General features: G+C 68.8%; 23 protein-coding genes. 12 read left to right on the plus strand and 11 right to left on the minus strand.

The genetic code is table 11. The features are described 5' to 3' along the window. Positions 1-164: 164 nt before the first annotated feature. Positions 165-1295, minus strand: coding sequence for an NDMA-dependent alcohol dehydrogenase (locus tag ACWEWT_RS19590; protein WP_452560764.1), 1131 nt, complete (start codon positions 1293-1295; stop codon positions 165-167). Between the two features lie 304 nt (positions 1296-1599). Then, entirely contained in the window at positions 1600-2664 is a 1065-nt protein-coding gene (locus ACWEWT_RS19595; protein ID WP_452560766.1) for a phosphotransferase family protein, read from the minus strand. Between the two features lie 79 nt (positions 2665-2743). Between ACWEWT_RS19595 and pabB the strand changes: the two genes are divergently transcribed. Both pabB and ACWEWT_RS19605 read left to right on the plus strand, forming a co-directional pair. Further along, complete coding sequence (gene pabB, locus ACWEWT_RS19600) at positions 2744-4216, plus strand: aminodeoxychorismate synthase component I (RefSeq protein ID WP_452560768.1); 1473 nt, start codon at positions 2744-2746, stop codon at positions 4214-4216. An 81-nt stretch (positions 4217-4297) separates the two neighbouring features. Continuing rightward, on the plus strand, positions 4298-4687 hold the full coding sequence (locus ACWEWT_RS19605) for a hypothetical protein (RefSeq protein ID WP_452560770.1): 390 nt from the start codon (positions 4298-4300) through the stop codon (positions 4685-4687). Between the two features lie 4 nt (positions 4688-4691). Here the strand turns inward: ACWEWT_RS19605 and ACWEWT_RS19610 are convergent, their stop codons facing one another. Next, positions 4692-5177, minus strand: a complete 486-nt coding sequence (locus ACWEWT_RS19610) for a hypothetical protein (protein WP_452560771.1) — start codon at positions 5175-5177, stop codon at positions 4692-4694. 343 nt (positions 5178-5520) lie between these two features. Here ACWEWT_RS19610 and ACWEWT_RS19615 point away from each other — a divergent pair, with 343 nt between their 5' ends. Continuing rightward, positions 5521-7545, plus strand: a complete 2025-nt coding sequence (locus ACWEWT_RS19615; protein WP_452560773.1) for a TerD family protein — start codon at positions 5521-5523, stop codon at positions 7543-7545. Between the two features lie 54 nt (positions 7546-7599). Here ACWEWT_RS19615 and ACWEWT_RS19620 read toward each other — a convergent pair whose 3' ends face one another. Together ACWEWT_RS19620 and ACWEWT_RS19625 are read right to left on the minus strand one after the other, a co-directional pair. After that, complete coding sequence (locus ACWEWT_RS19620; RefSeq protein WP_452560774.1) at positions 7600-9048, minus strand: DUF1254 domain-containing protein; 1449 nt, start codon at positions 9046-9048, stop codon at positions 7600-7602. 93 nt (positions 9049-9141) lie between these two features. Next, a complete protein-coding gene (locus tag ACWEWT_RS19625) occupies positions 9142-9435 on the minus strand; it encodes a hypothetical protein (protein WP_452560776.1) in 294 nt (97 codons plus the stop codon). Positions 9436-9654: 219 nt separating this feature from the next. Here ACWEWT_RS19625 and ACWEWT_RS19630 point away from each other — a divergent pair, with 219 nt between their 5' ends. Next, positions 9655-9930, plus strand: coding sequence for a hypothetical protein (locus ACWEWT_RS19630; RefSeq protein ID WP_030524066.1), 276 nt, complete (start codon positions 9655-9657; stop codon positions 9928-9930). A 240-nt stretch (positions 9931-10170) separates the two neighbouring features. Here the strand turns inward: ACWEWT_RS19630 and ACWEWT_RS19635 are convergent, their stop codons facing one another. The 3 genes from ACWEWT_RS19635 to abc-f are packed head-to-tail and all read right to left on the minus strand — an operon-like array spanning position 10171 to position 13660. Continuing rightward, the gene (locus ACWEWT_RS19635) at positions 10171-11361 is read right to left on the minus strand and encodes a macrolide family glycosyltransferase (protein WP_452560778.1); all 1191 of its coding nucleotides are present in this window, start codon (positions 11359-11361) and stop codon (positions 10171-10173) included. Then, the gene (locus ACWEWT_RS19640; protein WP_452561036.1) at positions 11358-11993 is read right to left on the minus strand and encodes a CatB-related O-acetyltransferase; all 636 of its coding nucleotides are present in this window, start codon (positions 11991-11993) and stop codon (positions 11358-11360) included. The genes ACWEWT_RS19635 and ACWEWT_RS19640 overlap by 4 nt, the downstream gene beginning before the upstream one ends. A 59-nt stretch (positions 11994-12052) precedes the next feature. After that, positions 12053-13660 carry a ribosomal protection-like ABC-F family protein gene (abc-f, locus tag ACWEWT_RS19645; protein WP_452561037.1) on the minus strand — a complete coding sequence of 536 codons (1608 nt, stop codon included), beginning with the start codon at positions 13658-13660 and terminating at the stop codon, positions 12053-12055. 154 nt (positions 13661-13814) lie between these two features. On the opposite strand from abc-f, the gene ACWEWT_RS19650 reads away from it, so the two are divergent. The 3 genes from ACWEWT_RS19650 (at position 13815) to ACWEWT_RS19660 (ending at position 15633) form a co-directional block, all read left to right on the plus strand. Further along, positions 13815-14489: a TetR/AcrR family transcriptional regulator gene (locus tag ACWEWT_RS19650; RefSeq protein WP_452560779.1), complete on the plus strand. Its 675-nt coding sequence runs from the start codon at positions 13815-13817 to the stop codon at positions 14487-14489. Between the two features lie 129 nt (positions 14490-14618). Beyond that, entirely contained in the window at positions 14619-15308 is a 690-nt protein-coding gene (locus tag ACWEWT_RS19655; protein ID WP_452560781.1) for a DUF899 domain-containing protein, read from the plus strand. A gap of 85 nt (positions 15309-15393) precedes the next feature. Further along, positions 15394-15633, plus strand: a complete 240-nt coding sequence (locus ACWEWT_RS19660) for a DUF6374 family protein (protein WP_452560783.1) — start codon at positions 15394-15396, stop codon at positions 15631-15633. Positions 15634-15681: 48 nt separating this feature from the next. Here the strand turns inward: ACWEWT_RS19660 and ACWEWT_RS19665 are convergent, their stop codons facing one another. Beyond that, on the minus strand, positions 15682-17364 hold the full coding sequence (locus ACWEWT_RS19665; protein WP_452561039.1) for a BCCT family transporter: 1683 nt from the start codon (positions 17362-17364) through the stop codon (positions 15682-15684). Positions 17365-17753: 389 nt separating this feature from the next. On the opposite strand from ACWEWT_RS19665, the gene ACWEWT_RS19670 reads away from it, so the two are divergent. Together ACWEWT_RS19670 and ACWEWT_RS19675 are read left to right on the plus strand one after the other, a co-directional pair. Beyond that, positions 17754-18773 carry an NAD-dependent epimerase/dehydratase family protein gene (locus ACWEWT_RS19670; RefSeq protein ID WP_452560785.1) on the plus strand — a complete coding sequence of 340 codons (1020 nt, stop codon included), beginning with the start codon at positions 17754-17756 and terminating at the stop codon, positions 18771-18773. Positions 18774-18921: 148 nt separating this feature from the next. Further along, positions 18922-19389, plus strand: a complete 468-nt coding sequence (locus tag ACWEWT_RS19675) for a MarR family winged helix-turn-helix transcriptional regulator (RefSeq protein WP_452560787.1) — start codon at positions 18922-18924, stop codon at positions 19387-19389. A gap of 11 nt (positions 19390-19400) precedes the next feature. On the opposite strand, the gene ACWEWT_RS19680 is transcribed toward ACWEWT_RS19675, so the two are convergent. Continuing rightward, positions 19401-20195 (minus strand): acyl-CoA thioesterase domain-containing protein, encoded by a 795-nt coding sequence (locus tag ACWEWT_RS19680; protein ID WP_452560788.1) that lies wholly within the window; start codon positions 20193-20195, stop codon positions 19401-19403. Between the two features lie 82 nt (positions 20196-20277). Further along, positions 20278-20937, minus strand: coding sequence for a TetR/AcrR family transcriptional regulator (locus ACWEWT_RS19685; RefSeq protein WP_452560789.1), 660 nt, complete (start codon positions 20935-20937; stop codon positions 20278-20280). Between the two features lie 183 nt (positions 20938-21120). Here ACWEWT_RS19685 and ACWEWT_RS19690 point away from each other — a divergent pair, with 183 nt between their 5' ends. From ACWEWT_RS19690 to ACWEWT_RS19700, 3 genes are read left to right on the plus strand one after another with little or no spacing between them, the layout of a single operon-like run. Further along, positions 21121-22617, plus strand: a complete 1497-nt coding sequence (locus ACWEWT_RS19690; protein WP_452560791.1) for a sodium:solute symporter family protein — start codon at positions 21121-21123, stop codon at positions 22615-22617. A gap of 33 nt (positions 22618-22650) precedes the next feature. Then, positions 22651-23403 (plus strand): DUF1989 domain-containing protein, encoded by a 753-nt coding sequence (locus tag ACWEWT_RS19695; RefSeq protein ID WP_452560793.1) that lies wholly within the window; start codon positions 22651-22653, stop codon positions 23401-23403. Further along, entirely contained in the window at positions 23400-24023 is a 624-nt protein-coding gene (locus tag ACWEWT_RS19700; protein ID WP_452560794.1) for an urea amidolyase associated protein UAAP2, read from the plus strand. Before ACWEWT_RS19695 ends, ACWEWT_RS19700 begins: the two co-directional genes overlap by 4 nt. Positions 24024-24060 lie beyond the last annotated feature (37 nt).

The raw sequence follows: 24060 nt of genomic DNA on the forward strand, positions 1-24060 counted from the left end.
GGGCCGGTGGGCCGGTGGGCCGGTGGGCCGGTGGGCCGGTGGGCCGGTGGGCCGGTGGGCCGGTGGGCCGGTGGGCCGGTGGGCCGGTGGGCCGGTGGGCCGGGAAATGTTCGGCCCACCGGGGGTTACAGCGCAGATCCGCCGGTGACTCCGACGGAGCGGGATCAGCGATCCGCGTCCGTGTACTTGATGATGCCCCGGATGTTCTTACCGTCGAGCATGTCCTTGTAGCCCTGGTTCACATCCTCCAGCGAGTAGCTGCGGGTGACCATATCGTCCAGGTTCAGCTGGCCGGCCTTGTACAGCGAGAGCAGTCGCGGGATGTCCTGGCGGGCGTTGCCGCCGCCGAAGATGCAGCCCTTGACCGTTTTCTGGAGCATGGAGAGCAGGAAGCTGTTCAGTTTCACATCGAAGGAGTCCATCCGGCCCATCGAGGTGACGACCAGCGTCCCGGCCTTCGCGGTGAGGATCAGGCCCTCTTCGATGTACTCGCCCTGCATCTCGCCCATGGTCAGGATGACCTTGTCGGCCATCCGGCCCTCGGTGGCCTCCATCAGCGGCACGATGGCGTCGGCCATACTGCTGTAGGTGTGGGTGGCGCCGAATTTCTTGGCCTGCTCCAGCTTCCACGGATTCGGGTCGATCGCGACGACCTTCTGCGCACCGGAGAGCACCGCGCCCTGCAGCGCGCTCATCCCGACGCCGCCGATACCGACGATGGCCGCCGTATCGCCGGGGCCGATATTGCCCACATGGGTGGAGGAGCCGAAACCGGTGGGCACACCACAGCCGACGAGGCAGGCGACCTCGAACGGGATCTCCGGATCGATCTTGACCACCGAGCTGTAGTGCACCGTCATATACGGCGAGAACGTGCCGAGCAGGCACATGGGGATGACGTCTTTACCGCGGGCCTGGATGCGGTAGCTGCCGTCGCTGATGGACTGCCCGGAGAGCAGGCCCATACCGAGGTCGCACAGGGCCATATGCCCCGCCACACAGGCCGGACAGCGGCCGCAGGCGGGGATGAACGACAGCACCACGTGATCGCCGACAGCGAGGTCGGGCGGCGTATCGGGGCCCAGTTTGGTGATGACGCCCGCGCCTTCGTGGCCGCCCATGGCCGGGAACGACGGCATCGGGGTGGCACCGGTGACCATGTGATGGTCCGAATGGCACATTCCGGCGGTTTCCAGCTGGATCTGCACCTCACCGGCGCGGGGATCACCGAGTTCGATTTCCTCGACCGACCACGGTTCGTCGATCCCCCACAGGATCGCGCCCTTCGTCTTCATTCGTGTCCGACCTCTCGCATGCGCGGGCTTTCATGTGACAGCCTCCACAGTACGATACGAACTGGAACACGTTCTAGTGGTTCGCGGAAGATTTTCCGGAGAGAACTGGTCGACCGACCATTCCAGTGCGGCCGGCGTCGGCAAACCACCGCCGACCGCATCCCGGAGCGCTTCCGAATCGTCCGCTTCCACTACTGATACCCCCGCGGGCCGGTCGCCCGCCGGAGACCGGGACGCGTGGCCGGAGTTCACCACCGGCGGCGTGGAACTCCTCGGGAACCGGCCGAGATAATGAAACCTGTTCTCACTCCATGAGTCCGCGCGCCTGCGCGAACAGTTCCAGTGTGTTCGCGTGCAGGAAATCGCCGACCTTCTTCGGCGCCTTACCCGCGAAGGACCGCGCGTAGGTGCCCTCCAGCACGATGCCGAGTTTGAAACAGGCCAGCACGGTGTACCAGGTGACGGCGCTCAGATCGCGGTCGGAGAACCTGCCGTAGTGCTCGATCATCTCCGCACTCGTCGGCAGCGATCCGGCCTCGCCGAGTTTGCCGATCAACGCCGCACCGGAGGTGCCCGGTTCCGGCCGGGTGGCGATCTGCCAGCCGAGGTCCAGCAGCGGATCGCCGATGGTCGACATCTCCCAGTCGACCAGGGCCGCGACCTCGGGCCGCTGGTAGGAGAACATGATGTTGGCGAGATGACAGTCGCCGTGCAGGATCCCGGGCGTCCATTCGGCGGGCCGGTGCCGCTCCAGCCAATCCGCGACCGCGTCCAGACCGGGGATCTGCGGGCCGGGGTATCCCTCGTTCGCCGAATACGACTCGAGTTCGTGCATCCAGCGGCCGACCTGGCGTTCCAGAAAACCCTCCGGTTTGCCGTAATCGTCCAGGCCCAGCGCCCGGTAGTCCAGCGCGCCGAGCCGGGCGATGGCCTCGACCGCGGACAATCCCATCTGCCGCCGGGCCTCGGCGTCCTCGGCGAAGGGTGCGGGCAGCTCGGTCTGCGGGTTGAAACCCTCGATCGGCTCCATCAGGTAGAAGACCGCGCCCAGTACCGATTCGTCGGGTTCGGCCGCGATCACCCGCGGCGCCCGGACATCGGTACCGGCGAGCGCGCCCAGCAGCCGCGCCTCGCGCCGGATCACCTCGTTGCTCTTGGGACGCAGATACGCCGGACCGCGGCGCAGCACATAGTCGCGCCCGCCCCGGGTGAAACGCAGCATGATGTTCTGCGTTCCGCCACCGAGCGCCTTCACCTCCCGGAACTCACCGCCGGTGAGCCCACGCTCGTCCATCCAGTTCCCGACCACGGTGAAGTCGACGTGCTCACGATCCACGCCTACCGGCTGCGCAACAGACATGCCTGACATTGTGCCCCACCCACCCGGACAAACTGCAGGCAACCGACAACAGTTGGAGACACGGCTGCGGCGTAGGGTTCGGACCACGATGTCTTTCTCCGTGACCCTGCAGCACCGCGTACTCGAGCGAGCCGTGGATACCGAAGCGGCCTTCCTGCGGCTGTACGGCACCTCGGCGACCGCCTTCTGGCTCGACAGCGAACATGTGGAACCGGGTCTGGACCGTTTCTCCTTCCTCGGCGACGCCGCCGGGCCTCTGGCCGAGGTGGTGCGTTACCGGGTCGGCAGCGGGGTGGTCACCGTGCACACCGCAGACGGGCGCTATCGCGAGGAGCCCGGCACGATCCTGGACTACCTGGCCGAAGCGCTGCGCACGCGGAATACAGCGCTCCCGGTGGAGCTGCCCTTCGATTTCGCCGGCGGTTACGTGGGTTACCTGGGCTACGAGGTCAAGGCCGACTGCGGCGGGACGGCCGCACACCGGGCCCCGGCCCCCGACGCGCAATGGATCTTCGCCGACCGGATGGTGGTGGTCGACCATCTCGCCGGACGCACATACCTGCTGGGACTGGCCGGAAAATCCGGCGGTGACGCGGCCCGCGAGTGGCTGGGCACCACCGCGGCGATCCTGGAGACGCTGCCCACCTGGTCGAATCCACCCCCGATCACCGGTGGACACGACACCACCGGGCTGGACGAACATCTGGTTCGCGGCCGGACCCGCTATCTCCGCGATATCGCCGACTGCCAGGGCGCGCTGCGGGCCGGCGAATCCTATGAGATCACCCTCACCGACCAGCTGGCCTTTCCCGCCGTCACGAGCGGACTGGACGTGTACCGGACGCTGCGCCGGGCCAACCCCGCCCCCTATTCGGCCTATCTCCGGTTCGACGAGCTCGAGATCGCCTGCTCCTCGCCCGAGCGCTTCCTGAAGATCGACCGCGACCGCGTCGTCGAGACGAAACCGATCAAGGGCACCGCCCGGCGCGATCCGGATCCGATCGTGGACGACCGGCTGCGCCGCGCCCTGACCGAGGACCCCAAGACCCGGGCCGAGAACGTGATGATCGTGGATCTGCTGCGCAACGATCTGGGCCGGGTCTGCGAGATCGGTAGCGTCCGGGTACGCGAACTGCTGGTCACCGAAACGTACTCGACACTGCACCAGCTGGTCTCGACTGTGCGGGGCACCCTGCGCGCGGATACCGGTGTCGTCGATTGCCTGCGCGCCTGTTTCCCCGGCGGATCCATGACGGGGGCGCCGAAGATCCGCACCATGGAGATCATCGACACGCTCGAGACGCGGGCACGGGGGGTGTACTCGGGGACGATCGGGTTCCTCGGTCTCGGGGGTACGGCCGACCTCAATATCGTCATCCGTACCGCGGTGCGCTATGGCGGGAGCTGGCAGATCGGTGCCGGTGGTGCGATCGTGCTGGATTCGGTGGCCGCGGCGGAATACGAGGAGATGCTGCTCAAGGCCGCCGCGGTGTACCGGGCGCTGGCCACGGAACCGGCCGTCGCGGCCGCAACGGCCCTCGAGGTGCCCGCGGCCGGGTAAGAGCACCGCGACCGGACGAGAAGTACTGCGGCCCACGAGAAACGAGCGACTCGATCCCGCGAACAGCGCGACAATGGAGCGATGGCACAGCTCTGGGTGAAAACACATGGTGGGGACTGGCTTCGGGCCGACCAGATCATCGAGATCGGCACCGAATCGGTGCGGGAACGCGGTCCGCACGACGGCGCGGGCGCCGTCGAGGTCGTGGCCCGGCTGGCGGTGACGACCGGTAGCGGGCAATGGGACTACGACCGGGGCAGCGGTACTGTCGGGCCCAGTGTCCGGGTGCTGGGCCGCTACCCCAGCGGTGAGACCGCCGAACGGATCGCCGACCAACTGGTGCTGATCCTGCTCAGCGCGAACAAGAACGCGCAGATCACCTTCGACGACGAGGAGGTCCGGGTCCGGCCGGCGCACGACCGCACCGACCACGATGCCCCCTACAACGGCCTGGCACTCGATACGGCCTGACGATTCAGGACCGGCGCCGGGGCCGCCTCTTCGGCTCGGGTTCCGGTTCCGGAGCCTCGGGCGTGGTGAGACCGGCCATCCGGCCGAGCCGGCCCACCCCGGGCAGCCGGGACAGCGCGCCGAACAGATCCTCACCCAGCGCGATCAGCGCCTCCAGCCGCGGCAGCAGCCGGTCGTAGGCGGCGAACGCGGGGTCGGCGAGCGCCAGGGTGCGGTCGAGCCGGTCGATGGTGGCATTGAGCCGGTCGACGGCGGTGGACAGATTGTCCAGCACATCGGGAAGTTGCGCCGCGAGCTGCGCGGAGGCCGGCGGTAGCCGTACTGCCGCGTCGAAAGCCTGGCCGGCGGTCAGCTGCGCGGCCTCGAGCGCCTGGCCGGCCGCGGACTGCGCGGCGTCCACCGCCGACTGCGCGGCCGCGAGCACATCGGCGGGTGTGGGGACCCGCCGGCTCCCCGGTCTCTTCTCCCCCGGCTGCCCCGGATCGGTCACGACACCTTCTTCCAAGCTTGTCCATGCGGTCCGCGGAGGCCGCAGCGAAGGCGGAGGTATCGCATCACGGCGCCTTCTTCAAGGCATGTCCATGCGGTCCGCGGAGGCCGCAGCGAAGGCGGAGGAATCGCATCACGACACCTTCTTCAAGGCATGTCCATGCGGTCCGCGGAGGCCGCAGCGAAGGCGGAGGAATCGCATCACGACACCTTCTCCCAAGCTTGTCCATGCGGTCCGCGGAGGTATCGCATCATGGAACACAACTCTGCCGCGCCCTCCCGAAAACCACCACGACCTGCACACCTGCGGGCGTGTCGGCCGCACATGGCATAGTTCGACGGCGATGGAACTGAGCAAGGGTGCCAATACGCCGATACCGACATCCCTTCTGGCCGTGGTGATCTCCTGGCGGTCGGACCACGCGCTGGACGCGCACGCCCTGCTGCTGGGCGACGACGGGACCGTGCGCGGGGATCGGGATCTGGTCTTCTACAACGCACCCCGCCACATCTCCCAGGCCGTCACCCTCGACCAGGACCCGGATCCGGGCACGGCACGGCTGAGCGTGTCGTTACCGCGTACCGAAGCCGAAGTGGACCGCATCGTGGTGTCGGGTTCGCTGGAGGGCGCGACCTTCCCCGACCTGCACGGGCTCACCCTCACCGTCTTCGCGGTCGACGGCCCGGTCGCCGTGTTCACCCTCGACGACGTGGAATCGGTATCGGCCATGATGTTCGGCGAGTTCTACCGCCGCGACGGAGGCTGGCGGTTCCGGGCGGTCGGCCAGGGCTGGGCCGCCGGCATGGCCGGTCTGGTGACCGAGTTCGGTATCCAGGTCGACGACGATCCCGCGGCCGGGCGCCCCGCGGCCCCGCTCGCACCCGGCGATACCGATCGCACGGAGGAGGCAGCGCCGGCCCCGGCCGAGGAGTTCGCGGACCGGCCGTCCACCGCACCCGCACCCGCAGCCGCGGCCGCGGATCCGCGAACCACGGTTCTCGACCGGCCGTCCGGCGCAGGGAACCGCCGCACCGGGACGGCGGCCGGGGGTGCGCGCCACACCGGCACCCCCGCACCGGCGGGCCGCAACCCGGACCGGAACGCGGCCCGCGCGAACGGCGCGACCCGCACCCCGTCCGGTACTCATCCGGGCAACGCCCACTACCGACTCGACGAGACCCGGTCCGCCGCGGTGCCCACCGCACCCTGGGACCGCTTCACCGAGCCGCCCGCGCGGCAGACGCCGGGCACGGTGACCCTGCGCCGGCTCGCCACCACCGAACCGGTCCGGCTCCCGGCACCTCCGGATCCCGCCCACGCCGACTGGCACCGCGACCCCGAGGATCCGGCGCGGTTGCGCTGGTGGGACGGCGAGCGGTGGACAGCCGACCGGCGTCCGATCACCCGGCCGAACGCGCACGAGTGCGAGCGCTGCGGAGTACGACGCCGCCGCCGGGTCTTCGGCGGGCACCATCCGTGTACTTCCTGTGCCGTGGAAACCGAGGAATTCCTCATCCACTGGCACACCCGGGCCGCCCGGCTGCTCGCCTCGTCCGGACCGCGCGGCCCGGAATGGGAGGCGCTGTGGGCCTCATTGCGCTATCAGCGCATCGACGCCGCGGCCGCCCGCGCCGCGCTGGAACCGGCGGCACGGCAGTATGTCGAGCGCCGGGTCGCCTTCGCCTTCGCCGACGGGCAGATCTCGGCCGAGGAATACGACGATGTGGAGCACGCCGTCACCGATCTGGGTCTGCGCGGTCCGCTGATCGACGAACTCCGGTCGCGCATGGCGCGCGGCCGGGCGCTGTCCCGGCTGCGGGAAGGTGATCTGCCCGCGATCGCCACTCCCGGCCTGCACCTGGACGCCGAGGAACTGGTCTACCTGGATATCGACGCGACCCAGATCCGGGAGCTGGCCCGCGGACCCAAACATATCGAAGGCCGGTTGATCGTGAGTACCAAGAAGCTGCGCTTCGTGGGTACCGGCGCCGGAGTCGAGTTGCCGTGGTCCCGGATCGTCTCGGTGGCCGCCGAACACGACACCGTGATCGTCGCGGCCACTTCCGCGCGCGGCGGCGCCACCTTCGCCGTCACCGACCCGGAATACCTGGCGGCTGCGCTGGAAGGGGCGTTGCGCATCGCCAAACGCCTCGTCCTGGCACCGGGCCAGCGTGATTCCCGCAGTATCCCCCAGGAGGTGAAAGCGGAGGTGTGGCAGCGGGACGGCGGCCGCTGCGCGGAATGCGGGGACAGCCACTATCTGGAATTCGATCATGTGATCCCGCTCAGCCGCGGGGGCGCCACCAGCGCCGCCAATCTGCAGATCCTGTGCCGCGGCTGCAATCGAACCAAGGGAGCCAATATCTGATCGCCGGCCGCGGAATCGCACAGCGGTCCACCGGATGTCTCCGGCGACTCCGGTCTACGGCACCAGAGGTGGCGGAAACCAGCGGCCGTCCAGCACCTGTGGTTCCGGGTCGTACACGCGCAGCACCAGCGAGAACTGGCCTTGCTCCGGTATCGGCAACCAATTGGACCGCGGGACCCCGGGACCGGGATCGGCGGCCTGGACCGCGATCTCCAGGGCTCCGTCGGCCGCGAACTCCGGTGCGAGGGTATGGCCCACACTCTGGATACCCGCCGGGTTCTGTACGAGAAAACCCTGGGCGCCGTAGGCGGTGAGCGACCAGAAGGTCTGCGCCGGCGGCGCCTGCCCCGGCGGGAATCGCAGCGTGAACTCCAGCGGGACACCGTTGTCGTCGGCCTGTTCGAACAGCGCCGGGTACACAACTGCCTCGGCGATGTTCGCGCCGACGCCCCGTTCCGCGGTCGAAGCGCGCAACAGGTAGTTGGTGCCGTACCGGCCGACACTCGTATCAAGCACCCAGCCGTCGCGCAGAGTACTGCCGGGGTCGACATAGGCGGCCAGCTTCTTCTTCGCCGCGTCGACACCCGCGTCGAGTTCACCGGTACTCACCCCTTCGGGCGAGCCGCCGGGCCGGATCCCGATCGTGCCGAACCGCCGGACGGCGGGTTCGTCCGCGGGGGCCGGTGGGTTGTCCACCATGAGCTCACACAGTTGTTCGAAGAACTCTCGGGACGACAGCCGCGCGACCGGGTCCTGCCCCACCGATTCCGACCAGTCCCCCGGATCCGGAAGAGATTCCGATTCGGTGGCCGCCCGAGTGTTCCACGCGCTCAACGGCGCGAGCCGCAGCTGCGCCTGGATAGCGCGCACCGCCCGCACATCCGCCGAATCACGTACCTCGATCCGCCCGTAGAGCCAGGCGTCGGAGGTCGGGACCGGCAATTCCACCACACCGGGCGGTAGCGTCCCGTTCCAGCCCGGCCCGGTCACCGCATAGGCGTACGGCGGTTTCGCGTCGGGCGGGACCTGCGGATCTCGGTTGCGCGGGGTGTGCGCGGTATTGGACCACGCGTCGAGCACCTGCATCACCCAGCGCCGGTCCTCGATCTCGGGCACCGCGAAGAGCACCGGCTCCTTGCGCAGATCCAGCCAGGCCACCGAATACAGATTGTCCAGGTCGATCCGGACGACGGTGCGCTGACCGGCGTCGGGAATCCCCGAGCTGTGCTGGAACCGGTTGACCGGAACAGTATCCAGGGCGCGTTTGCGGATCGTATCGATGAGGACCATCGGGTAGCCGAACACATACGCGTCGGCGGCTACCTCGCGCCGCGAGGCGGGGGTGCCCGACGGTTCGATCCGGCTGCCGGGTTCACCGCCCCCGCACGCCGTGAGACCGGTGACCGCGATCAGGCCGAGCAGCGAACGCCGGGTCATCCGCGAACGATCGGATACCGGCCGGCCCGTGGTGTCCGAAGCCACCGCGGCGGGCACTTCGCGCATTGGCATTCTCCCTGCTCATCGCTGTCGGAAGGACTGCCAGCAGGATACGCGGAGATAGCTGGATCGTAGCGGACGCCGTCGGCGCGGCCGTTCTCAGATGGACAGAACGGTATTCATGATGGTGCCCGCGCTGGTGGCGACGACACCGCCGATCATCGCTCCGGCCACCATCTTCGGCGATTCCATCCCACCGCCGGACCACTTCTCCCAGGCGAACTTGGCACCCGCGAAAATAATGCTGATCGTGCCCGACAGGATGGCCAGCCAGGTACCGTACCGAAGGAACTGATCGATCTTGTCCGCCAATGGCGGCCGTTCCGGGGTGGGGTCGCTGACCTGTGCGTATACCGATACTGCGTCAAAAACCGACGCCGCGATGCTGCTCACCGTCTGCTCCCTCGCCGATAGTGTCCGGGGTACGAGCCCCTCCTCTATCATCCAGACCGGTACCGGCACTGCGCAAGTTCTTGCCGCGCAGCGACTTTCACGCTATAACCGCTGGTGACCCGAACACCTACCCGGACCTGGGATTACTGCGACCGACCCGGCGAGCGGTTACGATGCGTTAGCGTTCCCGCCCACCCCGAATCAAGAGTGAGCTGCGAGATGATACTGGCCGCCGTGACCGATACGCTGGCGCAAATCGGCAACCCCACACCCGAAGCACCCCCCATCTCGGATAAATTCCTGCAACTGGTCAGGTATCTCACCTGGTTCGTGTTGCTCGCCGGAATCTGCGCGATCATCTACGCCGGCGGCAAGTTCGCCTGGGAGAAATGGTCCGGCGGCGGTCTGGAGTCGCCGAAGATGGTGGCCGGAGCGATGATCGGCGGTGTCATCGCCACCAGCGCGGGCACCATCATGAACGCCGTGATCGGCTGACCCGGCGCCACATACCCGATTCGTCCGGCCACGCCGGGATCGACGCCTCGGGCACGCGCGTTCGCTTCGGTGACCGCGCACACCCATTCGGCCGGACCGGGCTCGGTTCCGTCGCAGCGAGCGTCCCCGGTGTATCCACGACCGGAGCAGGCCCGGTCCGATATCGAGGGCGGAAAAGGTTTCGGTCCCATCGCGAATCCGCAGGCACCGTGCGGGTCGGACCCCGGTCGCCGGGCACCCTCAGCGCAGCAACGACTCGATCAGATCGGCGGCGCGCATCGTGCCGCCCTCGGCGCGCGCATCGGCGCGCAACCGCGCGGACCGCGCGGCCACCCCGGCGTCACCGACGAGGTCGGCCAGGGCCGCCCGCAGGTTCTCGGGAGTGGCGTCGCCGGTATCGATACGGCGGGCCACACCCAGTTCCACCAACCGGTCGGCATTGCGGAACTGTTCGGCGGCCTGCGGTACCGCGATCATCGGGGCACCCGCCAGCAGGCCTTCACCACACCCGCCCATCCCGGCGTGCGTGAGGAAGGCGTCCGCCTGCTCCAGGACGGCTCGCTGCGGGACCCAGGAGTGCACTTCGACATTGGCCGGGACGGCACCGAGTTCTTTCGGGTCGGTGTGTTTTCCGATCTGCAGGACGATATGCCAGCCGGGCAGGTCACCGTAGGCGCGCAGGCACTGCCGGTAGAACTCCGGCCGGTGGGTGTAGGCCGAGCCCAGCGAGATCAGCAGGATATTGTCCGCCGTGGCCGGGCGGGCCCAGCTGCCCTCGGGCCCCTCCGGGCCGAAGCACGGTCCGACGAAGGTCACCTTCTCGGTATCGACCCGGTCGGCATGCGGTTGCATCGCCCGCGGTATCAGGGCCAGCGCCCGGCCGGGCAGACCGGAGAAGGCGTCCACATCGGTGGTCACCGCACCGCATTCGGCGAGCCATCCGGCGAATTTCGCGTGGTGGGCATCAGCGCCCGGCAGTTGCCGTAGCTGCGCCGCGACCTCCTGTTCGTAGCCGTCCCAGCCCACGAAGGTCGGGGACACCTGGAGTACGGGACGACCCTGCGCTTCGGCGAGAGCCCGCGCGGCGTACGCCCCGATGTCGTACATGTACAGGTCGGCCGGGTCGTCCCGGTAGGCGGCGGACAACTGTGGCAGGGCGGCGACGGCATCGTCGAGGAAGAGGTCCATCGCGGCGACGGGATCGTCGGGCCAGTCGTTGTCGGCCACCGGCAGAGCGGAGACACAGGGCACGAATTCGGCACCGGTGGCGGTGAGCAGATCGGCCACGACCGGATCGTTGGCACAGGTCACGCGGTGGCCCCGGGCGACCAGTTCGGCGATGATCGGCAGACTCGGCAACACATGACTGACGATCGGGATACCGGCCATCGCGATATGGGCGGGGTGGGAAGGCATGGTGGTTCCACTCATTTCGGGTCGGCGGCGGCTTCGAGGTCGGCGATACTGCCCGACATGATCGCGCGCACATGGTCGGTGATGTGTTCGACGGACCAGTCCCACCAGGCCACGGCCAGCAGCCGGGCGATCTCGGACTCGTCGTAGCGGAAGCGGATGAGCCGGGCCGGATTCCCGCCCACGATCCCGTAGTCGGGTACATCGCGGGTGACCACGGATCCGGCCGCGACGATCGCGCCGTGACCGATCCGCACCCCGGGCAGGACCGTCACCCCGTTGCCGATCCAGACGTCGTTGCCGACGACGGTATCGCCGCGATTCGGCAACTCGGTGAGCAGGTCGATATGCCGGGACCACGCACCGCCCATGGTGGGGAACGGGAAGGTCGAGGGTCCGTCCATGCGATGGTTGGCGCCGTTCATGATGAACCGCACGCCGGTCGCCAGCGCGCAGAACTTGCCGATGATCAGTTTCTCCGGGCCGTAGTGGTAGAGCACATTGCGGGTTTCGAACGCGGTGGGATCGTCCGGGTCGTCGTAGTAGGAGAACTCGCCGGCCTCGATCAGGGGCGAGGTGAGCAGCGGTTTCAGCAGCACTACGCGCGGCTGCCCGGGCATGGGGTGGAGTACGGAGGGGTCGGTGGGCATCGGTTCGGTGCCTTCGGGCACAGCGGAACTCCTTCGGTGAGTGGGTGATCGGGAGCCGGTCAGACGGTGACCGACGCCCGCAGGGCGAGCTGGGCGCCGTCCCAGCGGGCCCGCAGCCGGCGGTCGTGGCTGACGATCACGACCGCGCCCGGGTAATCGGCGAGCGCGGTTTCCAATTCCTCGACCAGGCCCGGCGAGAGGTGATTGGTGGGCTCGTCGAGCAGCAGGACATCGGCGGGTTCGGCCACCAGCCGGGCCAGCGCCAGACGCTGCCGCTGCCCGGTGGACAGATTCTCGACCCTGGTGGTGAGCCGGGACCGGTCGAACAGGCCCAGGGCCAGCAGTCGTTCGGTGTGTTGCCCGGCCTCGCCCGCGCGACCGCGCGCGAACGCGGCCAGCAGGGTCTCGCCGGGCCGGGCGGGCGGTGGTTCCTGCGCGAGACAACCGATCCGGCCACGGCGGGCGACGGTACCGGCGTCCGGTGCGAGCACCCCCGCCAGGACCCGGAGCAGGGTGGATTTACCGGCTCCGTTCGGACCGGTCACCAGCAGGCGGTCGCCCGCGGCGACGGTGACGGTCGTCCGCTCGAGCCGCCCCGCGACCGCGATATCGGTGGCCTCCAGCACGACGCCGTGCCCGCTTCCGGCCCGCAGTGCGGGCGCGAAACGCAGCGGCTCCGGCGGTGGTGGTACCGGATCGGCGAGCAGGCGGCGCAACCGCTCCTCGGCATTGCGGACCCGTCCGGCCAGTGACTGCTGTACCCGGCCGCCCGCCCGGTCGTAGGCCATCTTGTTGTTGTCCTTCATGGCGCGGCCCGGCGCGACCCGGCGGGCCGTGGTGGCCGCTGTCTCGCGGAGTCGTTCGATATCGGTCTGCCATTGCGTGTGGGCCTGGACCCATCGCTGTCGCGCCGCGGCTTTCTCGGCGCGGAATCCGGCGTAACCGTTGCCGTATCGGACGACGCAACGCCGGTCCGCGTCGACCTCCAGTAGCGAGGTGGCGACCCGTTCGAGGAACACCCGGTCGTGGGACACCGTCACCGTGGTGCCGCGCCGGGTGCGCAGATGATCTTCCAACCAGGTGAGGGCATCGTCGTCGAGGTGATTGGTGGGCTCGTCGAGCAGCAGCACCTCGGACCCGGCCGCCAGCACCGCCGCCAGCCGCAGCCGGACCTGCTCGCCACCGGACAACCCACCCACGGCGCGGTCACGGGCGACCAGCCCCAGACCCAGACCGTGCAGGGCGCGTTCGACCCGGGCGTCGGCGTCGTACCCGCCGCGCAGTTCGAAAACAGTGGTCAGCTCGCCGTATTCGGCCATGCCGGATTCGTCGCCGGCCGCCATCGCGGCCTCGAGCCGGCGCATCCGGTCCTCCATCGCGCGCAGTTCGCGCAGGGCCCGGTCGATGACCTGCCCGACGGTGGTGTCGGCCGGGAGCTGTTCGTCCTGGGCGAGGTAGCCGATACCGCCGTCGGCGCAGACGACGATCTCGCCGCTGTCGGGTCGCTCACGGCCGGCGAACAGCCGCAGCAGGGTGGATTTCCCGGATCCGTTCTCGCCGATGATCCCGGTGCGCTCGCCGGCGGCGAGCGAGCAGGTCACCTCATCGAGGACGCGGCTGCCGAGAAAGGATTTGGTGACCGCGTGCGCGGTGATCTGGGTCGGCATGGACACACTCCGAAGCGTTCGTATACGACGCGGCCCCGGCGGACCGCAGGACGGGGTGAACACTTCGAATGAGCATCGGCAACCTCACTAGTGCGACGACTGTTGCATTAGCATGGTGCCACAGCCCGAACCGTCGAGCAACCGGATGATCGATATGACTTCCCCACCGAGCGATACCCCCACCCCGGCACCGCGGCCCGGGGGCCGGACCGCGCGAATCCGCGCCCAGGTACTGGAAGCGGTACACGCGGAACTGACCGAGCGCGGTTACGACGCGCTCACCGTGGATACGGTCGCCGCCCGCGCCGGTGTGCACCGCACCACGGTCTACCGGCGCTGGCGCGATATCGGCGGCCTGCTCAGCGACGCGATCGCCGCCGCGGCCGATATCGACTGGCATCCCCGCGATACCGGCTCACTGCACAGCGACCTGGCGGCACTGAACCAGGAGATCCAGGACTCGATGACCGAGCAGCCGTCCATCGCGGCGGCGCTCATCGCGGTCTCGTTCCGCTCCGAGGAGGCCGCCCGGGCCCTGCGGCGGCTGTGGGAAGACCGGTACACCCAATCCGAGATCATCGTCGAACGGGCGATCCGGCGCGGCGAGATCACACCACCGATCGACGCGCGGGCGCTGCTGATCACCGCCACCGCACCGCTGTATCACGAGCTGACGCTCCTGCGTACCCCTCCCGACCCGGACCTCCCCGATCGCGCGGCCGGAATCACGACGGCAGCCGCCCGCGCCGGTGCGTTCGCCGGCCCGCGGCCCGCGGCCGCGGTACGGTCCGGCGGCGGACCACTCGCCGGGAGCCGGGCAGACCGATGACCGACGCCTCCCGGCCGGGATCGGCCGGGAGGTAGAAGCGGAAAGCGTGGCCGGTCCCGATGAATTCGGCGACCGGGCGGAGTCTGCACTGACGAACCGCACACCGTGCAGACGATCAGTGAGGATCTCATGACCAGCAACGCCCTACCACCCGTCGTCGACCCCGGGACCTGGCAGCACCGCCTCGACGCTCTCCGCGCCCGGGAGAAGGCGGCGACCCGCGAACTCGACGCCATCGCCGCCGAACGCCGTGCGCTGCCGATGGTGGAGATGTCCGATTACACCCTCGAAGGCGAGTCCGGGCCCGTTCGCCTGGCCGACGTATTCGACGGCCGGTCGCAGCTCATCGTCTACCACCACATGTGGTCCCCGGGCGGGACGTGGCAGTGCGGCGGATGCACCTGGTTCACCTCACAGTTCACCCGGCTGGAGTTCCTCGGCAACTACGACGCGCGGTTCGTGATCGTCACACAGGGACCGATCGACGAGGCGCTGGCCTACAAACGCCGGGTCGGCAACCGGATGACCTGGTACTCCACCGCGGACAGTTCGTTCGGTGCCGATGTCGGCGCGCCCGCCGGCGGCGGATTCGCGGTGAACGTGTTCCTGCGGGACGGCGATACCGTGTATCGCACCTGGCATACCGACGGCCGGGGTACCGAGCAGCTGAGCTACAGCTTCGCGCTCCTCGATCTGCTGCCGTACGGCCGCCAGGAGCAATGGCAGGACTCACCCGAGGGGTGGCCGCAGTCGCCCACATACAGCCGCTGGAGTTCCGCCCAGGATGTCGCCGCCGCCTACGGCGAATCAGCGAGCTGAGCTCCCGCCTCGGCGGATCGGAGGGCGTCGGAGGACAACCGGGAATCCATCGAAAATATGTTCGAATTCCGGTACGGTTACCCGCATGCCCGAACTCGCCCCCATCCCGTTCGCCCGGCTCAATCTCGAACAGGTACGGGAACGACTCCTCGCCGCGGCGGCCTTCGGCGAGGAACTCTCCCCTGATCAGCTCGAGACGCTGGCCGGCAAACTCAGCACCGGCCTGAGCATCTATATCGAGGCCACGCAGAACAGCGCGCCGCGCGCCCACCGCCCGGTGGCACCCGGCCGGGCGTGCCCGGCCTTCCGCGGACATCTGCGCTGAACCCCGGCCCGCGCGTGGCGCGGGCCGGGGCACACCCTCGCTACCGCGTCACCGGTCGCCGTCCACCGGTTCACCGTCCACGGTCTCGATGGGCGAGGTGACGAGTTCGAAGTCGCCATCGTGCTTGACCGCGCCCTGCAGCACCGCGCCCTCGACCAGTTCGACACCCAGGTTCGCCCGCACGATGATCGGATCGCTGCGCACATCGCGGTAGAGCGATACGCACATCATCACCATCACGATCATGAACGGCAGCGAAACCACCGTGGTCAAGGCCTGCAAACCGGTCAACGCCCCGCCCAGATCGTCGGAGTCCGCGATCACCAGCATGATCGCGGCGACCGCGCCGGTGGCGGTACCCCAGAAGATCACGGTGAACCGGGACGGTTCGATACTGCCCCGCTCCGACAGGGTGCCCATGACGATCGACGCCGCGTCCGCGCCCGAGACGAAGAAGATACCCACCAGGATCATCACCAGCACCGTGGTGACCGCGGTGATCGGATACGCCTCGAGCAGGTGGAACAGCGCGAAATCGGGGTTCACACTGCCGTCGGCCTCGGTGAGGCCCTGGGTATCGGTCTGCTGCCGGATGGCGGCACCACCGAAGATCACGAACCACACCAGGCTCACCAGGCTGGGCACCAGCAGGACACCGGCCACGAACTGCCGGATGGTCCGTCCCCGGCTGATCCGCGCGATGAACATACCGACGAAGGGGGTCCACGAGATCCACCACGCCCAGTAGAAGATGGTCCAGCTGGACAGCCATGTCTCCATCTCCGCGCCGCCGGCTATCCCGGTGCGCGAGGCCATGGTCGGCAGATCGGCGATGTAGTCGCCGACGGCGGCGGGCAGGAAGTTCAGCATGAACAGGGTGGGCCCGGCGACGAACACGAATACCGCCAGGACCACGGCGAGCACCATATTGATATTCGACAGCCACTGGATACCGCGCGCGACACCGGAAACCGCGGAGACGATGAACGCGACGGTGAGCACGGCGATCACCACCACCAGCCCGACCTTGCCGACACCGTCCATCCAGCCGTTGAACTCGAGCCCGGCACCGATCTGCAACGCCCCGAGTCCGAGGGAGGCCGCCGATCCGAACAGCGTCGCGAAGATCGCCATCATATCGATGGCCTTACCGCCCCAGCCGTCCGCGTGCCGGCCGAGCAGCGGACGGAACACCGCGGAGAACAGCTGCGAACGGCCGCGCCGGAAAGTGCCGTAGGCGATGGCGAGACCGGCCACGGCGTAGATAGCCCAGGGATGCAATGTCCAGTGGAACAGCGTGGTGGCCATCGCGACCTCGGCGGCCTGCGGACTACCGGCTTCGGCGGTCCCGGGCGGCGGGGAGGTGAAATGGGTCAGCGGTTCGGCGACGCCCCAGAACATGAGCCCGATCCCCATACCCGCGCTGAACATCATGGCGATCCAGGAGACCGTCCGGAATTCCGGTTGTTCGTCGTCGGCGCCGAGCGGGATCTTGCCGTACCGGCTCAGCGCCAGCCAGATCACATAGACCACGAACGCGGTGGCGACCAGGACGAACATCCAGCCGGTATTGGTGATGACCCAGGACTGGGCGTTCGAGGCGACAGTGGCCAGACTGTCCTGGTCGATGATCCCCCAGAGCACGAAGGCCACCGAGCCGATCGAGGTTATTCCGAAGACCAGCCAGTCGAGGCCGCGCCCCTCCGGTCTGTGTCTGCGTGAGTCCGGCATGCCGCTCTCGCGCGTAGCGGGTTTCCCGCCGGTGTCGATCGCCATGGACGAGTCCTTTCAGATCGCACTTGGTCCGGCGGCCGGACCACACGCACCGCGCGGACCGGCCGGGACTCGGCGGCGCCACGCACCGCGACCGGGTCGCCGAACGGGATGTACCGGGAAAAACCGTACTCGCCCCGCATTCGGCGGCCGCGCCGAACATGTAACGGTCCGGTGGCGCGCCGCGCCCGGGGGTCGTGTAGGGCGAGCCCGATACGCACGCATGTACACCTGTCCATAGAAGCGTCCAGGCGATTGCCCGGTTTCCCGTACAGGGGGTACCCGTTCTTGCCACACTCGTAACCGGACCGACGATCCGTACAGCCCGGACAGGAGGCGACACCCGCATGGCGGAACCGGCAAAACTGGTGGTGGGAGCGTCGGGCTTCCTCGGATCACACCTGACCCACCGGCTGGTCGCGTCCGGCTCGCCGGTCCGCGTCCTGGTCCGCCGGACCAGCGATATCCGCGCGCTCGCGGATCTACCGGTGCAGATCCACTACGGAGATCTGTTCGACGACGAAGCCCTGCGCGCGGCCGTCCGCGGCTGCGATGTCGTGTACCACTGCGCCGTGGACACCCGGGCGTGGCTCCGCGATCCCGAACCCTTGTTCCGGACCAATATCGCGGGCCTTCGCCATGTCCTCGACGCGGCCTGCGCGGCCGGACCGGCGAAATTCGTCTTCACCAGTTCCGCCGCCACGATCGGGCGCCGTCCCGGCGGGGTGGCCGACGAGACCGTACCGTTCGACTGGCCGCATCTCGGCGGCCCGTACGTCCGCTCCCGGGTCGAGGCGGAGAACCTCGTTCTGCGCTACGCGACCGAACGCGGCCTGCCCGCGGTGGCGATGTGTGTCGCGAACACCTACGGCCCCGGCGACTGGCAACCGACGCCGCACGGCGCCTTCGTGGCCGCCGCCGCGCTCGGCGAACTCCCGTTCCGCTTCGCCGGAACCGGGGCGGAATCGGTGGGGATCGAGGACGCGGCCCGCGCGTTGATCCTGGCGGGCACGGCCGGGCGCCCCGGCGAACGCTATATCGTCTCCGACCGCTACCTCACCAATACCGAGCTGCTCACCGCCGCCGCGCACGCGGTCGGCCGGGAACCGCCACGGGCCGCCGTCCCGCTGCCGCTGCTCTATCCGGCCGCCGGTATCGCCGCGGCCGCGGCCCGGTTGCGCGGCCGCGACAGCCGGTTCACGGTGACCTCGGTGAACCTGATGCACATCATGTCCCGGCTGGATCACGGCAAGGCCGAACGGGAACTCGGCTGGACACCCGAACCCGTACTGGATTCGGTGGCCCGCGCCGCCCGGTTCTTCGTCGAACGCCGAGCGCGGCGGCACCGCCCGGCACCGGCCGGCTGATGCCGTAGCGGCCCGGATGCAGACTGCATACGAATTGCACCGTACATATGATATGTAGGATGCAACACACGACCGGCCGCGTGGTATAACGACTGGCGGGACGCCCTCCGAGCCGCCACGGCATCCGAGAACGAGCAGGACACCCGCCATGGACAAACCTACGCATCTGATCGAATTCGAGACCATGCTCCTGGGCCGGCACAGCCTCAACGCGCATCTACGCCGGCCGGACCATCTCGAGCGCAGCGCCTATCTGGTCCTGCGCCGGCTGCGGATCGAAGGACCGATGTCCATCGGCGAACTCAGTGAGGCCTTCGGCCTGGACACCTCGACCGTGCACCGGCAGACCGCGGCCATGCTCAAGGCCGGGCTGGTCGAGCGGATTCCCGACCCGGACGGCGGTATGGCACGCAAATTCCGGATCACCGACGAGGGCGAACGCCGGGTCCTGGCCGACCGCGACTACAACATCAACGCACTCGACCGGCTGCTGCGCGGCTGGAGCGAAGCGGATGTACGAACTTTCGCCGGCTATCTCGAACGGTTCAACACCGACCTCGAGGCCCGGGAGGCACGGCCCTGGCCGCGGCCGTCCCGGACCGAGCGGCGGTCCTGACTCCCGACGGGTCAGTAGCGGCGCATATCGACTTGGCGCCGCACATTCGATATCGCCGTCACCACGGCCGTCCCCAGTGGACCGCTCCGGTCGTAGAGCGTGGTGGTCCCGACCGCTACGCCCGCGTAGGCGACCTGGTCCCGGGCCAGCACCCCGATCCCCGGCCCCACCGGGACCCGCGCCAGGGTCAGCGAGACATCGGAGTTGATGTAGCCGATCCCGGCGGTCCCCCAGTTGCATACGAGACTGGCGGCGTCACCGGCCATCGCGGCCCGTTGCAGCGGGGTCACCGGCTCGCCGGCGACCACCGGCAGCATGTTCTGCCAGATCACTTTGCGTTCGGCGTTCTGGGTGGCCGTGAAATCAGGGGTCCAGTCGCCGTCGCCGCTCTTGAACAGCGGGTGCGCGCCCGCTTCCGAGGTATCGGGCGTATCGGGAACCGGGTAATCGCGCTGCGGCTGCCACAGCTCTCCGCCGGGTACCTCGCCGGTACGCAGGAACGCCACCGTCGCACGCGAACGCACTTCACCGCGTTGCCACAGCTCGGCGTCGGCGACACAGATCCGTTTACCCTCCCGGACCACGACACTGCGCAGGGTGGCCGGTTCGTCGACCACCGGGCGGAACAGGTCCACGGTGATCCGGGCGGGTACGAACTCCTCACCCGGGGACCGCGTCTCGAGTTCGCGGGCCAGCAGTCCGCAGATCGCCGGACCACTCACCTGGGTGGGGCTCCAGCTGGACATGGCTATCCGGGTGGGCAGGTACTGCTCACCCTCCCTGGTGAAGAACGCGAACACGCCCATCGGCTCCTCTCACGCGAACCCGTATCCAGAATTACAACACGTTCTAGTTCGAGGTCGCGCGAAGGGGCCGGTAGCGGCCGGTTCACACCCGCAGGTCCCGGGCCAGATTCGCGGCCGCAGCCCGGACGCCGGCGAGATCGTCGCCGACGCCCAATACCCGCAGTGCCGCCTCGGCGATGGCCTGCCGGGCCGCCTCGGGCACGCCGCCGGTATCGGAGCGGATATTGATCACCGTCTCCACCAACCGGAACGGGAGGGTCCGCGCCTCGCCCACGCCGCCCGTCCCGGTCACCACCTGCGCGGCCAACTGTTCGTAGCTCGTCCGGAGCGCGTCCCGCCGGGACCGGAACAGCGCGAACCGTTCACCGCGCAGTTCGGGCAGGAAGTACAGCGCGCCGATATTCCAGCGGGCGTCGCAGAGCTGGCCGATATCGAACCGGGCCAGCGTGTACAGCCGGACCACCGCCGGTTCGGGCCGCGGCGCGAGCCGGTCGGCGAGTTCGGCTGCCGCCGCGATGGTCTCGCCGAGCAGCGCGTCGAGAATATCGTCCTTGGCCGCGAAGTGGTGATAGAGCGAGGCCTGCCGGATACCGACGGCTTCGGCGATGGCCCGGGTCGAGGTGCTGCCGTACCCCTGGGTGGTGAACAGTTCCGCCGCGGCGTCGAGGATTTCGGCACGCGGGGTCTGCCCCTGGCGACGGCGTGGCGCGAGACGCGGACGGCCCGGACCGAGTTGGGTCATGGATCCATTGTCGCCGACCGGTGGATCCGCCCCGCACAGCCATTCCTGTCACTCGATAGAAATATCGGCAACGCAGACGTTACGCCCGGCACCGATACAGATACATCGCCGTCACCACCCTGTCGCGCGCCGCGGGAAAACTTTCGAGCGATAGATATTCGTGTCGGATGAAGGGCCCCGGCCATGATCATTCTCGGAATCGCGATCAGTGTGCTCGCGGTAATCGGCATCGGCCTGCTGGTCGCCCGGAAGGTGGACGGCGACAGCGTCAATTTCCTCGTCGCCGGGCGGTCGCTGGGCCTACCGCTGGTCGCGGCGGGCCTGATGGGTCAGGCGGTCGATTCCAACGCCACCCTCGGTAACACCGATCTGGCCGGCTCACTCGGATTCTGGGCCGGGGCGTCGCTACCGCTCGGGCTCGGCCTGTGTCTCCTGCTCACCGGGCTCTTCTTCGCGAAACCGATGAACCGGATGGGCCTGCTGACCCTGCCGGACTTCTACCGGATCAAATACGGGCGCGGTGTGGAACTCTGCGCCTCGATCCTGATGATCTTCAGCTTCTGCATCCTGCTCGCGGGCAACCTCGTCGCGGGCGGCTACCTGTTCGAACGTTTCCTCGGTATCCCCTACACCGCCGGGATCCTGCTCATCGTGGTCATCGTGATGACCTACACCGTGACCGGCGGAATGTTCAGCGACGCCTACACCGCGCTCGCCCAGATGGTGATCACCGTGATCGGCTCGCTCGCCCTGCTGCTCTGGGTCGGTTCCACCTACGGCATCCATATCCCCGCGGGGATGGGGCCGTTCGATCTCGGCCAGCTCGGTGACAGTTCGCAGGGCGCGGTGGTGAACTGGGCGACGCTGATCGCGCTCGGTATCGGCGATATCGTCGCCATCGATTTCATGCAGCGCATCTTCTCGGCCCGCTCCCCCGAGATCGCCCGCCGCGCCTGCTTCGTGGGCGCCGCAGGTACCGCTCTGGTCGGTATCCCCTACGCCCTGGTCGCCCTCGCCACCACCGATCTCACCGGTGACGGCGGTGGTCCGCGACTGCTGGCCCTGCTGGACGAACACGCCCCGGCCGGTCTGGCGATCCTGGTGCTCTCGGCGATCGTCGCGGCCTCCTGCTCCACGGCGAACGGCGCGATCCTCGGCACGGCCTCGGTGGCCACCCGTAATGTCGCCGGCCGCACCGAACGCACCGATGCCGCCGGTCGCGACACCCTGCTGCGGGATGTGCGGATCACCATGATCCCGGTCGTCGCGGTGGCGATCTTCTTCGCGGTCCAGGTACCGCAGACCGGCATCCTGCTCACCCTGGCCTTCGACCTGATGCTGGCGGGCCTGATCGTCCCCTTCGTCGCCGCCCACCTCACCTCCCGGATCACCACCGCCGCCGCGGTGGCGGCCATGGTGGCCGGGCTCGGCGTCCGGCTGGTCCTGTTCGTCCTCACCCCCACGATGTACGGGGTACCGAACACCGTTCTCCATATCGACAATTCGCTGATCGGCGCGGGTTTCGACGGCTGGCCCACCTTCTTCGGTTTCCTCGCCTCGCTCCTGGCCTTCCTCGGCACTCTCGCCGTACAGCGGATGCGGACCCCCGCCGAAAAGCCCGCCCCCGAACCGCGACCCGCGGCGGCGCCGGTGCCCGAACCCGTGGTCCAGCACGGCTGATCCATTCTCCGGACCCGACGAGCAAGGAAAGATATGACACCCACCACGGCCTCGACGACCGGCGCCCGTGCCCACGCCCGCGCCCAGGCGGCCGCGACCACCGCCACTCCGGTACTGCCCGCGGGAGTTCCGCTCGACGACACCACCTGGACCGTCCGTCTGCCGCCCGGCGGCTACACCAGTACCGTGCTCGGGCGCGGTACCCGGCTGCGGCTCGCCGATCCGCACGGCTCGGCCTGCGCGCACCTGTTCCTGCTGCGCGCGCAGGCTCCGTGGGAACGGCTCAATATCGCCGATACCGTGAAAGTGCCCTGGCAGGCCTATCTCGGGACCGGCCATCCGCTGCTGTCCGATCAGGGACGGCTGCTGGCCACCGTGGTCGCCGACACCTCCGGCCGCCACGACGCGCTCTGCGGCCCGACCCGGGAGGGCCGGCTGCTGCTGGAACGGGCCGCCACCAAACACGGACTGTCGCCGCGGGATATCGGCCCGACGCTCTCGCTGTTCCGCGGGGTACGGGTGGACGGGGACGGGACCCTCGCCGCGACCGGGTCCGCCGGGGCGGGCGCCTATCTCGACCTGATCATCCACCTACCGGTGACCGTGCTGGTGGCCGCCACCGCGCACCCACTCGACGACACCCCGGTCACCGAACTCGATCTGGTCGCCTGGCCGGGCGACCGGACCGCGGCGACCGCCGTGAACAACGACCCGGAATATCTACGGGCCGTGCAGAACACCGAACAGGCCTGGTCGGCCGCCCGCACCGGACAGGAGTGGATATGAACAGCCCCACCGCGACAGCGACGGTCGTACTCGACGAAACGGTCCCGGCCCGCGCGCCGTGGTCGGCGATCGTCCGGGCCGGGGAACGTCTCGACATCATCGATCTGCACGGTAACCAGGCCGTCGACTGTCTGCTCTACTCCGCCGCCGACCACACCGACCGGTACAGCGCCCAGGCCACGGTCACCGCGCAGCGCAATATCTTCCTCACCACCGGTAGCGTGCTGCGCACCGACGCGGGAACGGCGCTCATGACAGTGATCGCCGACGAGGTGGGCAATCACGACACCATCGCGGGCGCCTGCTCGCAGGAGTCCAATACGCTGCGCTACGGTCACCACACCAGCCATCAGCACGCCTGCGTGGAGAACTTCCTGGCCGAGGCGGCGAAATGGGGTATGGGCAAACGGGATCTGGTGTCCAATATCAACTGGTTCATGAACGTCCCGGTGGAAGCCGACGGCACCCTGGGCATCGTCGACGGACTGTCGGCCCCGGGTAAGACGGTATCGCTACGCGCCGAGATAGACACCCTGGTCCTGGTCTCCAACTGCCCGCAGATCAACAACCCCTGCAACGGATTCGAACCGACCCCCGTCCGCATGGTGGTGACCCGGTGACCGCCCCGGCCGCGCTCGCCCCGGTGCCCGGCCCCGG

The sequence above is a fragment of the Nocardia sp. NPDC003963 genome, assembly GCF_053605105.1.

Coding starts and splice junctions, on each gene's coding strand:
- ACWEWT_RS19630 (WP_030524066.1), top strand. CDS start 9,655: ATGATACTGGCCGCCGTGACCGATACGCTGGCGCAAATCGGCAACCCC.
- ACWEWT_RS19595 (WP_452560766.1), bottom strand. CDS start 2,664: ATGTCAGGCATGTCTGTTGCGCAGCCGGTAGGCGTGGATCGTGAGCAC.
- pabB (WP_452560768.1), top strand. CDS start 2,744: ATGTCTTTCTCCGTGACCCTGCAGCACCGCGTACTCGAGCGAGCCGTG.
- ACWEWT_RS19680 (WP_452560788.1), bottom strand. CDS start 20,195: ATGGGCGTGTTCGCGTTCTTCACCAGGGAGGGTGAGCAGTACCTGCCC.
- ACWEWT_RS19635 (WP_452560778.1), bottom strand. CDS start 11,361: ATGAGTGGAACCACCATGCCTTCCCACCCCGCCCATATCGCGATGGCC.
- ACWEWT_RS19665 (WP_452561039.1), bottom strand. CDS start 17,364: ATGCCGGACTCACGCAGACACAGACCGGAGGGGCGCGGCCTCGACTGG.
- abc-f (WP_452561037.1), bottom strand. CDS start 13,660: ATGCCGACCCAGATCACCGCGCACGCGGTCACCAAATCCTTTCTCGGC.
- ACWEWT_RS19605 (WP_452560770.1), top strand. CDS start 4,298: ATGGCACAGCTCTGGGTGAAAACACATGGTGGGGACTGGCTTCGGGCC.
- ACWEWT_RS19615 (WP_452560773.1), top strand. CDS start 5,521: ATGGAACTGAGCAAGGGTGCCAATACGCCGATACCGACATCCCTTCTG.
- ACWEWT_RS19590 (WP_452560764.1), bottom strand. CDS start 1,295: ATGAAGACGAAGGGCGCGATCCTGTGGGGGATCGACGAACCGTGGTCG.
- ACWEWT_RS19620 (WP_452560774.1), bottom strand. CDS start 9,048: ATGCGCGAAGTGCCCGCCGCGGTGGCTTCGGACACCACGGGCCGGCCG.
- ACWEWT_RS19675 (WP_452560787.1), top strand. CDS start 18,922: ATGGACAAACCTACGCATCTGATCGAATTCGAGACCATGCTCCTGGGC.
- ACWEWT_RS19700 (WP_452560794.1), top strand. CDS start 23,400: ATGAACAGCCCCACCGCGACAGCGACGGTCGTACTCGACGAAACGGTC.
- ACWEWT_RS19650 (WP_452560779.1), top strand. CDS start 13,815: ATGACTTCCCCACCGAGCGATACCCCCACCCCGGCACCGCGGCCCGGG.
- ACWEWT_RS19660 (WP_452560783.1), top strand. CDS start 15,394: ATGCCCGAACTCGCCCCCATCCCGTTCGCCCGGCTCAATCTCGAACAG.
- ACWEWT_RS19685 (WP_452560789.1), bottom strand. CDS start 20,937: ATGACCCAACTCGGTCCGGGCCGTCCGCGTCTCGCGCCACGCCGTCGC.
- ACWEWT_RS19695 (WP_452560793.1), top strand. CDS start 22,651: ATGACACCCACCACGGCCTCGACGACCGGCGCCCGTGCCCACGCCCGC.
- ACWEWT_RS19670 (WP_452560785.1), top strand. CDS start 17,754: ATGGCGGAACCGGCAAAACTGGTGGTGGGAGCGTCGGGCTTCCTCGGA.
- ACWEWT_RS19640 (WP_452561036.1), bottom strand. CDS start 11,993: ATGCCCACCGACCCCTCCGTACTCCACCCCATGCCCGGGCAGCCGCGC.
- ACWEWT_RS19655 (WP_452560781.1), top strand. CDS start 14,619: ATGACCAGCAACGCCCTACCACCCGTCGTCGACCCCGGGACCTGGCAG.
- ACWEWT_RS19690 (WP_452560791.1), top strand. CDS start 21,121: ATGATCATTCTCGGAATCGCGATCAGTGTGCTCGCGGTAATCGGCATC.